The organism is Chryseobacterium sp. JK1 (assembly GCF_050632815.1).
Classification (GTDB): Bacteria; Bacteroidota; Bacteroidia; order Flavobacteriales; family Weeksellaceae; genus Chryseobacterium.
The window spans coordinates 111,837-124,720 of sequence record NZ_JBODRU010000005.1; the positions used below are offsets into that span (position 1 = coordinate 111,837).

Below are 12,884 nucleotides of genomic sequence, written 5' to 3' on the forward strand. Positions count from 1 at the left end.
GAAAAGTGATGTCGTGCTCTAACCAACTGAGCTACTCTTCCTATATTGATCGTGTTTTTTTATTGGTGGAAGAGACGGGACTCGAACCCGTGACCCCGTCGTGATGAGCGAAGTAGCACTGTTTCTACGGCACTTGTTGGTTTTATTTTTCTTCTTCAGCTATATATGTTCTAACAATTGGACGAATTCCTTTTACATTTTCAGGATAATAGTTCAATCCAAACCCTTTCCATCCAGAAGACCAGTAAAGGATCATCTCTTTCAGATAAGGAATGTCTTTGATTTCATCATATTTAAAGTTTTCATCAAATATGTTCTGCACCTCATCAACAAATTCCTGATAAAACATTCCCAACTCTTCATCATATACGTCTGTATAAATATTAAGATGTTTTCTCAGTTCATATAGCAAATAACTTCTAAAATCCCATCCTAAGATGACAATATCTGAACCGCGAATACATATTACAGGATTCCATTTTAAGTTTTCATTACTTACAACACATGATAAATTCCTAACCGGTAGTAATTGCGGAAGCTTTGAAAACCACTCATCAAAAATCCCTTTTCTTTTTTCGATTGATTTCGGTTTGATTCCCCAAGATTTTAGCCACACATGATTGACACTGGTAACATCATTCCATATCCCCTCATAATTATATTTTATTTGATCTGTAATCTCTTCTTCATTTTCAAGCCAGTTATAAAAAAAGGTACACTCTTCTGCTATAAGTTCGTCATCATCTTCATATTCAACAATTTCTTTTTTGTCGATAGCATGTAGAATCTTTAAGAACTCTTTGTGTTCTATAGTAAAACTGACAGCATATTGCTGCTCAATCTGAGCAATCTGTTCTTCAGAAAGTGGTTGCCATCTGGCTCCATAAAATCCTTTAGGACAGTTTTCATTATTTACAGACCATAATTTTTCTGTGCGTTCTTTGGCCCAATATAAAAATTCAGTCAGATTACTTGGTATATTCATGGTTATTCATTTTAAAATAAAAAGAGGCTAAGTTCAAAAAGACTTTTACAGATCACTTTCATGATCAGTTTTGGAGTTGAACCAATATCATAAGATTTACCGAAGTAAGCCTTTTCTACGGCACTCTTTTTGTGTAAATCAAGGTAATATTTTTCAGAATCTTCCGTGCATTTGCTCTACCAGCTGAGCTACTTCTCCTTTTCGAGGGAAAAGGCAGGATTCGAACCTGCGGCCCAATGCTTATTCAATCTCGAAGTATGATTCTAAGACGACACTTGATTTTTATTTCAGTAAGGTAATTAAATTAAGCAGAGACTTATACGGGGTGTTACCATTTATACTATCTGCTGATGCAGAACAGGATTCGAACCTATATTACCGTTCCTAAGAAGTAACTCTGTTATACGACACTTACTTTCTATGTTTATTCATAGTTATTAGTTTTACTTTTACAAAATTATATTCTTGCTGCGCATTATATTTACGCAGTTATTTTTTTATTTAAATTTTGTTTGTTTTGCCTTGAAGCAAAAGAACCAAAAGTTCAAGACCTGGAAACTTTGACCTTTTTATTACTATTTTTTCATTGAAATGATTTAAAATAAAAGAGGCTATATTCGAAAAAACTTTTATAAGATCACTTTCATGATCTGTTCTGGAATTGAACCAAATTAAACCGAAATAAATCTTCTCTACAGCACTCTTTTAAAGATCAGGGTAAAAGCGGCGGAATCTTTCTATACCATCTATTCTTTCTTTTGAACTACATTCCGTTTACAACAGGAATAGCAGGAATTGAACCTACATCTGACGGGGGACTCGAAGTATGATTCCAAAACGACACCTGATTTTAATTTTTCCATCGGGTTTTTCTGTACTTTTTCCAGCTTCGCTGAAATTTGTAGTACGTTGCATTTTTTACTTCAAATCCGTGAGGAAAGCAGCGGGAGCAACCCAATTCGTTTCCGTATTTGATTCTTGAAATGCTGGTTCCGGAAATTTTCTTTGGGAAATCAATAAGACCGTTTTCATTGATTCCAAAGATTCGTTTTAGTTTTTTGGATTTTTTCATGAGTATTGAGAATTAAACTCAATACACAGCTTCTTTTAGATCCGGTTTATTATTATTCATGGTTATTAGTATTTTCTTCTGCAAATTTATTGACATACTACGCATTCTTTTTACGTAGTTTTATTTTTTATTAAAAAACCAAGCAATTAATGATAAGAGTAAATGATATTCAATTGGAAGTTGACGATGTAACTCTTAAAAGACGGCATTGGTTTATTCAAATCAGGCAATTTTACGAAAGGCTCTGGTCAATTGAAAGTCGAAGAAATCCTTTCTTACGGCACTGATTTTTATTAACACTGCAAAATTATATTGTAGATACGCAATCTTTTTACGTAGTTTAAATTTATTAAGAAAATAATGATGAAATCATTTCAAAAAGTTTAAAAATCCCTAATAAAGGAAGCGATATAATAAATCCTACGATTAAACAAATTCCGATTTTACTTAAAAATTTTGTTTTGTTTTCTCTTATTTTGGTCTTAAAAACAGGAATATGTTTTTGTATTTTTAAGACTATCCTTCCCAAGTTCAGTGATTATTTCCATTGCATATTCGTCAAGCAGATTTTTATCTCCTCTGAAAATAATGTCTTTTAAAATAGTATTTCCTGAGTTGCTTAAAGATTTTCTGTAAATCTCTACTGCATTTCACATTTCATTATTCTCCGGTGTAGACAGGATCCACAACTTACCTGCTTCATCAGGAAATCCTGCTTCAAAATAAATCTGTCCTATTTTTTTTCTAAGGGAAAGATCATTAGGAAACTGATTGATCATATTTCTTAATCTGTCACATGCTTTTTTCTTTCGTCCTTCTTTAAGATCATGTTCAATTCTGCAAAATAAATTCCCCATTGTTTTTAAACATTGTTATTTAAATATTTGTTCGTTTTGCCTTGAAGCAAAAGAACCAAAAGTTCAAGACCTGGAAACTCCGGCTAAAAATAATCTACACTCTCTAAAAATTCTAAAACTTGCGCGAATGTTATATGAGTTCTTCGTTTTGCTTCTGTGTAGCGCTTCAAACAATAGAATTTTCTTAACGTTCGTATAGCTTATTTTCTTAACACCTCCGTTTCCTATGTCACTCTTTAATTCCAGCCAATTGTTTTGAAATTTTCTCGGGATATTTACAATTCATCATTTTTAAAACAGATAATATTCTGCTTTTTAAATTGATTTGTTGTGTGATTACTTTTTCCAATTCAGTTTTGAGTTCGGATTCTTCTACTTCTGCAACAATTTTTATATTTTCAACATCTTCAACATTGAATTCTGTATATTCTGAGAAAAAGACTTGCCCATTTTTTCTTTTGTAAAACACCCACGGATGTCCTATCCAAAGCATTCTCCATTCTGAAGTTGGTGTCTTAAAAATATTTTTCCAATCATCAATATTACTTATATCACCACAACAGTTAGGTTGTATCAATATTTCATCTTCCATTTTTAATACAATTCCGCCGTCAAAAGCCATAATACAGATATCTTCTTCAGATTCGTCTGATTCCATGTCTTCCATTTTGGCTTTTACAATCATCTTGAGATTTTCACATCGATGGTTTCAATATTCACCAGATAAGATCTTTTCTCAATGGTCTCAAAATTAAAATTCAGCTGAGAAACTACTTCTTCCCATTTGGTAAACCATTCTTCCGGATTGGGATAATCTGAAATTTCCGGCAATTCGAATTCTTCCTTGGAATATCGTAAAGGACTAATTTCAATCGTATTAATGAGTTTCATAGTATATTGTTTAATTTCCAGCCCCGATTGCAACGGCATCCTTTTTCTTAATGGCTTGAAGAAAGCTTTGGCGAAAAAGATACAGTGGAAAGCGGGATTAAGCTTCTAAATATATTGATTCTTTTAGGCTGGCTATTCTTTATTTTAAAAGCAGTGCCTGTTACAACACTACTTTTTGAATCATTTTCACTGCAGATTTTTTGTCTTCCAAAGCATTCAGTACATCGAAAATTTTGTCTGACCAACCCGCAATAAGGTGTACATCATCTTTCCTGATATCAAGCGGCTGCGTACCATAACCTGCCAGGTCAAAAATATACAGTTTTGCATGAGGAGCGATGGCTTTATACTTCTTCCAAGTGTCTTCAAAGGAGTTTTTGTTTCCTCTGCTATCCCACATCTGGGTATCCGTGAAAAGCATTACCTTATCCAGCTGTTCTCTTCTTTTGATCAGGTCTTCGATGACCAGATAACCATTGGTAGAGTATCCTACTTCACCTTCACGTTTGTAGAATGCATCTACATTCCTTAAAATACCGTTTTTCGGCATTGGAACTCTTAGCCAGCGGTCGCCAAAGATACCTGTCACCACGTTTTTATACTGTGACTGCAGGATCATAGACATCAGCAAACCGATATCATACAGCAAAATTTTACTTTTGGCAGAAACCGCTTTCTGCATAGAACCTGACACATCTGCAGCGATCACTACTGAAGTGTCAAAACCAAAACCTTTAATGTTTCTGGCACTCACTACAACAGCATTCTCCAATGCTTCCAACACTGAGGATAAATAAGGAGAATCTATATTTTTTAATTCTCTATAAGCTGCCAGAAATCTGAATGGAAGCTGTTTTGAATTGGATACGGCTCTTTCATCAGAAAGATAGGCACATACTTTATTCATTGCATTAGATGAAACCTTTGCTTCCAGAATATTTCTCAGGTTTCTCATGGTTGCCATGTAACCTAATTTATTACTGAATATTAGTTCTTCCCATTTGTTTTTGAAGGCTAGTTTTTTTGCTGCATCATCTGCAAATTTGGTCTGACCCAAAACAGAAAGCTCAACTTCCCATGTATAGGGTGCTTCCAGTGTATTGTTGGCAATTTTGTTGAAAACTGTCTGCTGATTTTCATCTTTAGCTTTCGGATGAATCAGAAATAATGCATCTTTCAGCGTTACATCTCCTTTTCTGTTGTATTTGGCAAACTGATATTCATCAAATTTATTGAAGGATTTCACCAGACCTTTCTGAATCTGCTTTGACAGTTTGTTCAGCTTCTTGGTATCTGTTCTTTTGTTCGCAAGTTGGTAGTATGCCAGCAATTCTGTGATTTCATCTGCTCTTTTCACCACTCCATCTACTGTTTTGCTTACAAGGTCTGTACCGGAGGTCTGCTTTGCCAATTCAGCCGTCAAAACCAATGGTATAGATCTTAGGTACATATCCTTCCTTGCATATACAGCGAGCTTTGCCACAAACTCAGGATCATTTTTTTTGATCAGAGACTGGATTCTTTCTAATCTGTCGGTTCCTTTTTCATAGTTGGCATCTGACAGTCCTGTTGTAACAACAGCACTATATAATTCTTCTGCAGGTGTCATTTTAAATGCTTTTGCACCTTCATAGTTCAGAACTACTTTTTTATTTTCTCTTTTTAAAAAATTAAATTTCATGGTTACTGTTTTTTATTGTTAAACACGGAAGATTTTATACTTCCTCTCTGATATCTGCTGCAAAGTAAGAATACTATTACGCAGTCATTTTGCGCAGCTATTTTTAATTAAAAAATTTCCTTTATCAGAGATTATAAAAATCTTCTATCATTCATTTTAAATAAAGAAATCATGATTTCATCGTCTTTACCAGACTGTTTTTTAGCTTTGTGGTATTAAAATTAGAACTATGATTAAAGGACTATATGAAACCCACGTCCAGGTAAGTGACTTGGAAAAAGCCATTCAATTTTATACAGAAGTATTGGGACTGCAATTAGCCCATAGAGATGAAACCCGCCCTATTGCCTTTTTATGGGTTGGTGAAGGAAAGGAATTTATGTTGGGACTTTGGGAGCAGAAAGAGAATCTACAGACCAGACATTTTGCTTTTTCGAGCAGTAAAGAAGATATTCTCAACTATTCTATAGAGTTTTTACAAAAAAAAGATTTGAAACCGTATAATTTCCTGAAAAACGGAAGCCTTGAACCGATGGTTTTTGCATGGATGCCTGCTTTGGCAATTTATTTTAACGACCCTGACGGAAATCAACTTGAGTTTATTTCAATCCTGGAAGGGGAAGGAAAACCGGAATTGGGAGTTTTGTCCTATGAAGAATGGACAGAGCAATCAAAGAATTAATAATATCCTATTATTTTGAGAGCAATTTGTGTTCAGCCACGAATGTATCACTAGCCTATGATAACATTCGTGGTTGGAATACAATATCTGAATATCCTAAGTAAGTTTTTTACTCACTGCTGATCACTTTTTTTACAGCCAGCATATGCTTACAAGGACCTCTTTCGCCTTGATATTTGCTGAACCATTCGCAAGTACAACGTTCTTTTCCGTCTTCGATAATGATGGTATGATGAACTCCGGTTCCGGCTACTCTGGCTTCTGTTCTTTCTTTACTGTTGTTGAGGATTTCTACTTTCCCCTCATTGATTAGCTTTTCAGCATTTTTCATTCTGGGATTAAGTTCTAAAATGCGGCTAAGTTTAAATGGCAATCTGCGGTAGAAAAATTCATTTTCATCGAGATCATATCCCAGTAATCCCATCGCAGCAAGTCTTCCGGTAAGATTTTCTGCTTTTTGAAGATCTATATTTTCTTCCAAAGCCAGCATTGTCCTGTTAAAAGACTGATTAGCGTAAGCATACTTATCTAAAGCATCGATCCACTCATCTGAAACATCAGAAATCAGACTGTCCAACAGGGCTCCTTCTCCTGAAAAACCTCTCCAGCATTCTCTGGATAAAGAAAAGATAAATCTTATATTTCCCATATGCAGCTGCCATGTGGTAGACTGCATAGTAGACTGTGAAAAAACCTGCATACAATCTATATATGGAAGTAAAGGTTCCAGCAATCTCAGTCTGTGCAGACCGCCTATACACACCGCATCTGCCGATTTCACCGGTGAGAACATGGGTTTGTTTCCTCTTACAATCAGATAGTAATCTGACTTTACTATTCCTTTCGGTATTCCTCTGAAAAGTTGTTGGGTTTGAATTTTATTAAAGGTATACTGCTTTTCAGATTCTGATAAAAAGACCTGTACAGTACCCAGTCCTTTGAGCCATTTTATAGGTAAAGGAACTTTTCTTTCCACAATCTTTTTTTCTTCCTGATACAATCCGACCTCCTTTTCCCCTACAGAAAGCATAATTTTTTCATTAGGACGAATACTTCCTAAAGCAGCCAACATCGGCTGATTAAAATCTACATTGGTTGTTCCGTTTTCTAAAAATTCTCCATCCAGCCCGTCAGGCAATACATCCACTCTTGCGTATACACCTGCACAGTGAGAAAAACCTTCAAAACGGAGTTTCTCGTTCCCGGCGGTTACAATTGGATCTTTAAGCAGCGCCATCTGGAACGGAGACAGGTTAAAACTTGATTTTACAATATTGGAAAGTGCAATCAGGCATCTTGCCAATATAAAAGGCTGTCCTACATTTCCCCAGAAAAAGCAGGGAACGTCGGTATTTTTGTGTATCTCACTGTATTTGGCGAGAAACAGCTCTTCAAGGCCGTCCTTTTTAGCTAAGGATGATGACCTTGAATAGTTGTAAATAAGCGTATCTTCCATAAATTATTTTTTAAGAAGAAGATTGCAGATTTTTTTCAGGCTCGAGTTTTCTTTCCAGTCATTTAACTTTATGATTACATCGGTATGAGCTTCAGACTGGTTTAAAGCTATTACTTCGTGATATACTTCCAGTAGTTTTTTAAGATTCGTAACAGGCTCACCCATCTGCAGCAATATGCTGGAAATAAGCTCCTCCAATGCAATATTATGATTTTTACTCACATTCAGCATATGATTCTGCATAAGATCCGTTAATCTTTTTACAGGCGCCCATTCCAGTTTTTCGTGAAGACCAATTACCCTTCCCAATTCCATATTATCCATCATTTGGCAGGAAACGTGTTCTAACCATATTTCGGCAGCGGTTCCACGAATTGTTTTATCACTATCAAGGAAAATTGTTCCTAAAAACAGATTTCCCATCTTATCCAAAGGTTTTTTGATTTGGTAAAGAGCCTGTGAAGTATTCAGAACTAGATTTCTTTCATAAACTTCGGCAATTCCGGAATAGAAAAGACAATGCTTGATTACCTTTGCCAATGCATTGGCAGGCGTATTCGGGAAACACCACATCAATGCAGGAATTTCAGAAAGTTCTTTCTGACCGGCAACAAAATATTCCACGAATAAAGGTTCTTTTCTTTTCTCAAGGTGATATTTTGGAATCACAATATTGAGCTCTACGGGATAATATGAATTCTTCTTGTTGTCGATTGTTTTCCACTTATAATCTCCAGACAAAAATTCTTCAGGAATACTGTCATATCCAAATCCACTGAATTCTTTAAATACAGTTTCTGATGAACGGGTAATTCCCGCAGTCATCCACCATGACGGATGGTTAAATTTTCCTTTTGGAGTGGCATTTTTACCAAAGAAGAAAAGCAATAAATCTTTGTATTCTCCTTTCAACTTTTCCTGAGCGAGCTTTACTGCTTCTGAAGTGTTATCTAAAGCACAGCGCTGCAATGCCAACTGCAAATCCAAGTGGTTAGGCTCTATATTTTTATTTTGATAAATCTCCAATTTTTCCACCAAAGTCACAGGAGAAATCCAGCAAGGGGAATGCGTAATGGTAAACAATAAAGGAATACTGTCCCCTAATTTTATTTTCTGATCAATAAATATCGCAATTTCTTTGAATGCCTTCATTGCAGGAGACTCTGCTCCTACTTGATCCATAGATCCTAGTTTCTTCTGATAATTAGAATAAGCTTCTCTTGCGTCTTCTTCTTCTTTGGTTTTCTGATAAATTTTCTCAAGATTTTTAAGTTGAACTGGATACTTTTCCAGTAGACTCAATCCGTAATTAATGATCAGATTACACAGTAAAACATTCAGATAAGGAACTTCCCACTTTGCAATCGTTTTACAGGCTTTGAGGAATACAGGTTCTATCAGTTTTACAGATTCTGCATCTACTTCATTAGCAAAGCGGATAAAGCCATCTAAAGCAATATCACAGTTGTGGCTGTAAGGATCATCCATTGCTAAAGGCAGGAAGAACATCAGATCTTCAAAACTCTCTAATACTTTTACTTTATTTTCTTCTGTTGTCAGAAATAGTTTTTCGGGAGAGATAGCTTCCAACTCATGCTGTTTTTCTACGATATATTTTTCAAGAAGAGGACGTACGTTAGTCAGAATATTGTCTGAATAATGAGACAGAGCCTCTTTTATATTTTCGGAAGGTGGAATATATTTCAGAATGATTTTTGCGGCTTTTGTCTGGATTCCGTCATCTTTGCTTACAAATGCTGTACTCAAAGCCATTCCTAGCATTTCCGGATCAAGTCTTTTTCTCTGAAAGATCTTTTCCGTTAATGAAAGGCCAGAGATGACCACTGTTTTAACTTCCGAGCTCAGTAAGTTGGGAAGATAGTGAGAAAGTTCCTCTGTTTTAATATTTCCTCCCGCCATTTTCTTCAGATGGGTCAGGATTGTATTTACTGCTTTGGACTGTACCGAAGCCAGCCCTGCAAGTAATTCATCCTGCAGTTCAAGCAATTCTGATTCTGTGGGTTTCAGTGCAGTAAAGGCATCCATGAACCAGCCTGTAACATTTTTATTGAAATTTCTGTTGGAGGCTAATAGACATTCTTTTAAAAATCTTTTTCTTTCTATTTTTCCTTCAGCCACCAGTTTTTGTACCAAAGGAAACCACTCTTTACGGAATGGCAAGGATTTGGAAGGAAACTCGCATAAATACCAGAAATGGGTGGTAAGAGTTTCGGGATATTCATCCAGATCCGAAGGATAATTGCTCAGATGATGTCCAAGCAGCTCAGGTCTAGGTTCTACGTATCCTTTCTCTGTCCATCCTAAGATATCCTGATAATTAAATGCTGTAAACTCAGCTTCTACAGATTCATTGATAAAGTCCGAAAACCAATCTGGACACCCCCACTCCAAAATTTGTTCTGTCTGTTCTGCATTACGGAAAAGGCTCCAGTAATTTTTTCCGAAATTCTTTTTATCCATGCAGACAAATGAAGCAATATCAATAATAGAGTGCTGACTGGCAGATCCTACGGTATGATAGGAGTTTTTAGTCATAACAATTTTACTGATCTCGCGATCCATTTTCTTTATGGAAGGTACCAGTGTTTTTCTTTCTTCTACACTAAGTTCTTTCAGAAAAGGGATGATCTCATGTACTTTTTCCTCATTAAGGATCTCATAAAGTCTTTCTTTCATGTGCTTTTAATTTGATGTATAATTTTTTTCAGGTTATTCTCTTTTTCCCATTCTTTAAGCAGTCCGTGAACTGTTTTATCTGATACTGACCGATTCTGCCTAAGCACCTCATAATAAAGCTCTAAAAGCTTTTTCAGATTAAAAACCGGTTTTTTCACCGCTGAAAGAATGGCTGTCAGCAGTTTTTCTAAGGCGATATTATGGCTGGTACTCAAATTGATAAGCCCCGTCAGACCATCTGCCAATCTTTTGACAGAAGCCCACTCGAAAGTGATCATTTGTCCTAATATTTGTCCTAGTTTCTGAAGCTCAAAATCCTCGGAAACCGCCTTGTTTACTAGGACTTCAAAAGCTATACCATAAAATGTTTTATCTTTATTAAATAGCCCCGCAGACAGAAATAAATAATGCGCTGTCTGAAAAGGTAGCTCCAGCTTCATCCAGGCATTAAAAAATTCTATGCTTCCTTTAATATCATACTGGTAAACGGTATTTGATAGGGTTTCATTGTATTTTCGTGCAAAAATACATCCCGAAAAATATGGAGCGGTGTATAAAATGTGTATCAGGTCATGATTGTAAACTCTACGACAAGAACTGAATAAGTACTCTAAAAAGGTAGCATTTACCGAGATTTCACTCTTATTTTCAAGGGAGATAAGCAACTGTGGAATTTCTTCTGATCCGTTCGATCTATATATTTTCCTATCACTGAATTCCCATTTAAAATCGCCTTCCAGATAAACACTTTCATACCTTTCCCTGAAATAATTCTGATCGAAAACAGGGTTTAATAATTCAAAATATTTTTTATTGAGTTTTTCTTTTGCATATTTTTCAGCTTCGTGCAGTTTTTCTCTTTTTATGCGTAGTACTGCGATTTGCCAATCCATAGAGATTGGATCTTCATTTTGCTGCTGATAGATTCTCAACTTATCAACAAGATGATGAACAGTGATCCAGCAAGGAGTACAATCGGGAACGCAAAGAAGCGGAAGGTTTTTATTTTGTTTTAATAATTCTAAAATGTCTAAAAGCAGTTGATGATACGCTTTTAAAATAAATGGAGTCTTTTCTTCACACCAATTTTCAAGAAGGGGAAATTCTGATCCTGCTGTAAGCAAAACCTGAGATTTCTTTTCTTGTTTCAATACTCCATAATGAATAAAGAATGTGGCTAGCAGATGATGAAGTCCTTTGGTTTCTTTCAGTTTAAGCGCAGCCTTGAAAGCCGGCTCCAACTGATTGAAATGTTCTTCTTTCAATTCGCTATTGAATCGTATGATGGCTTCAAGAAACTGATCAAAATGGTAGGTCTCATTATTATTGAATATCTGTGAAGCCAAAAAGATAAAATCATCAATAGTCTCAACAGGTGCAATAGGTTCTGATATATACCATGAAATCTTCTGATAAACGTCTTCTTCTATAGTTTCGCTCTCATTATTTTCAATAAAAAATTTCTCCAAAAGCAACTGCGCATCAGAAAGCAATGATTCTTTATAAAGAAGTAGATGCTGTTGTATCTTTTCCGATTCCGGATTGCCATATTTGGCTATAGTTTTTGCTCCTTTTACTTGAAGTGCTTTATCTTTATTCAAAAAAACAGGCATCACAAGCAGAGCTATTTCTTCCTGATATTGGACATTATTTTTAGCAATCTTCTCTACTGTAAGAAGGAGTGCATTAACGATGTTTTTAGTTGGCAGTGTTATCAGATATGATGCAGCATATAAAAAGTCCTCTGCTTTGAATGCGCTATCTGTGATAACCTGGTTTATCAATTTTAAAGTTTCCAAAAAGAGCGAATGCTGTGTGGAGTGAAAGATCATCAGCAATTCATCCTGCAGTTCAACAATTTCTTTAGCGGTTGGTTCCAGATAAGCAAAAAGCTCTAAAAACCATGTATTATGTTCTTTTGACAGATTAAGGTTTACTGCTTTAAGACTTTCATTCAGTAATCTCAAACGATCTACTTTTTTACCTTCCACAAGGTTTTTCAATACTTTTTTCCAGTCCCGTTCTTTATAACGGGCGGTAATATCTGATTCATATTTGAATAACAACCAGATATGTGATGTTAATGTAACAGGAAAAGTAAATAAAATTTCGTCTGAATAGTCACTGGAAAGTATAGAGGATGCCAGTAGTAATGCACTGATTTCATCATTGAGCTGAAGAAAACCTTTCTGCTCCCATTCCAAGATTTTTAAATAGTTAATTTCTCTTAAAAAAAGATAACTCTCTCCCAACCAATCTGGCTGGTAAGATTCAAAAAGATCTTCGACTGCTTCAACGGGTATTGAAAAATATCCGGGAGCTAGTCTTTCGAACTCATTCTTGGTTTTACAACAGGCTAAAGCAGCCAACAAAGAGATCGTATTGTGCCCCCATTCTTTATGAATATGTTTTTTTAAAAGAGCAACAACTTCTTTTTTATCTTTCGGCTTTAGTTTTTTAAGAAAAGGAACAATTTCCTTGATTCTATAGTTCAGATATAGGGTCTTAAACTCGTCCTCAATTAGCATAGATTCATTCTTGTTGGCTAAAATAACAAAAATTG

General features: G+C 35.5%; 10 protein-coding genes. 1 reads left to right on the forward strand and 9 read right to left on the reverse strand.

All coding sequences use genetic code 11. From position 1 onward, the window contains the following. Positions 1-142: 142 nt before the first annotated feature. From ACQ76T_RS20980 to ACQ76T_RS21005, 6 genes are all read right to left on the reverse strand, one after another. Positions 143-985, reverse strand: a complete 843-nt coding sequence (locus tag ACQ76T_RS20980; RefSeq protein WP_431345180.1) for a hypothetical protein — start codon at positions 983-985, stop codon at positions 143-145. Between the two features lie 850 nt (positions 986-1,835). Beyond that, complete coding sequence (locus tag ACQ76T_RS20985) at positions 1,836-2,057, reverse strand: phosphate ABC transporter substrate-binding protein (protein WP_431345181.1); 222 nt, start codon at positions 2,055-2,057, stop codon at positions 1,836-1,838. 650 nt (positions 2,058-2,707) lie between these two features. Then, positions 2,708-2,914, reverse strand: a complete 207-nt coding sequence (locus ACQ76T_RS20990; RefSeq protein WP_431345182.1) for a DUF6584 family protein — start codon at positions 2,912-2,914, stop codon at positions 2,708-2,710. Positions 2,915-3,143: 229 nt separating this feature from the next. After that, a complete protein-coding gene (locus ACQ76T_RS20995; protein ID WP_431345183.1) occupies positions 3,144-3,572 on the reverse strand; it encodes a hypothetical protein in 429 nt (142 codons plus the stop codon). 23 nt (positions 3,573-3,595) lie between these two features. Continuing rightward, positions 3,596-3,805: a hypothetical protein gene (locus tag ACQ76T_RS21000; protein WP_431345184.1), complete on the reverse strand. Its 210-nt coding sequence runs from the start codon at positions 3,803-3,805 to the stop codon at positions 3,596-3,598. 160 nt (positions 3,806-3,965) lie between these two features. Further along, positions 3,966-5,486 (reverse strand): TROVE domain-containing protein, encoded by a 1,521-nt coding sequence (locus ACQ76T_RS21005; RefSeq protein WP_431345185.1) that lies wholly within the window; start codon positions 5,484-5,486, stop codon positions 3,966-3,968. Between the two features lie 229 nt (positions 5,487-5,715). Between ACQ76T_RS21005 and ACQ76T_RS21010 the strand changes: the two genes are divergently transcribed. After that, positions 5,716-6,168, forward strand: coding sequence for a VOC family protein (locus tag ACQ76T_RS21010; RefSeq protein ID WP_431345186.1), 453 nt, complete (start codon positions 5,716-5,718; stop codon positions 6,166-6,168). A 109-nt stretch (positions 6,169-6,277) separates the two neighbouring features. Here ACQ76T_RS21010 and ACQ76T_RS21015 read toward each other — a convergent pair whose 3' ends face one another. From ACQ76T_RS21015 to ACQ76T_RS21025, 3 genes are read right to left on the reverse strand one after another with little or no spacing between them, the layout of a single operon-like run. Continuing rightward, entirely contained in the window at positions 6,278-7,624 is a 1,347-nt protein-coding gene (locus ACQ76T_RS21015; protein WP_431345187.1) for an SWIM zinc finger family protein, read from the reverse strand. Positions 7,625-7,627: 3 nt separating this feature from the next. Further along, entirely contained in the window at positions 7,628-10,321 is a 2,694-nt protein-coding gene (locus tag ACQ76T_RS21020) for a DUF6493 family protein (protein ID WP_431345188.1), read from the reverse strand. Continuing rightward, positions 10,318-12,849: a DUF6493 family protein gene (locus tag ACQ76T_RS21025; protein ID WP_431345189.1), complete on the reverse strand. Its 2,532-nt coding sequence runs from the start codon at positions 12,847-12,849 to the stop codon at positions 10,318-10,320. The genes ACQ76T_RS21020 and ACQ76T_RS21025 overlap by 4 nt, the downstream gene beginning before the upstream one ends. Positions 12,850-12,884: the final 35 nt, after the last annotated feature.

Coding starts and splice junctions, on each gene's coding strand:
- ACQ76T_RS21015 (WP_431345187.1), bottom strand. CDS start 7,624: ATGGAAGATACGCTTATTTACAACTATTCAAGGTCATCATCCTTAGCT.
- ACQ76T_RS21000 (WP_431345184.1), bottom strand. CDS start 3,805: ATGAAACTCATTAATACGATTGAAATTAGTCCTTTACGATATTCCAAG.
- ACQ76T_RS21005 (WP_431345185.1), bottom strand. CDS start 5,486: ATGAAATTTAATTTTTTAAAAAGAGAAAATAAAAAAGTAGTTCTGAAC.
- ACQ76T_RS20985 (WP_431345181.1), bottom strand. CDS start 2,057: ATGAAAAAATCCAAAAAACTAAAACGAATCTTTGGAATCAATGAAAAC.
- ACQ76T_RS21025 (WP_431345189.1), bottom strand. CDS start 12,849: ATGCTAATTGAGGACGAGTTTAAGACCCTATATCTGAACTATAGAATC.
- ACQ76T_RS21010 (WP_431345186.1), top strand. CDS start 5,716: ATGATTAAAGGACTATATGAAACCCACGTCCAGGTAAGTGACTTGGAA.
- ACQ76T_RS20980 (WP_431345180.1), bottom strand. CDS start 985: ATGAATATACCAAGTAATCTGACTGAATTTTTATATTGGGCCAAAGAA.
- ACQ76T_RS20995 (WP_431345183.1), bottom strand. CDS start 3,572: ATGGAATCAGACGAATCTGAAGAAGATATCTGTATTATGGCTTTTGAC.
- ACQ76T_RS21020 (WP_431345188.1), bottom strand. CDS start 10,321: ATGAAAGAAAGACTTTATGAGATCCTTAATGAGGAAAAAGTACATGAG.
- ACQ76T_RS20990 (WP_431345182.1), bottom strand. CDS start 2,914: ATGGGGAATTTATTTTGCAGAATTGAACATGATCTTAAAGAAGGACGA.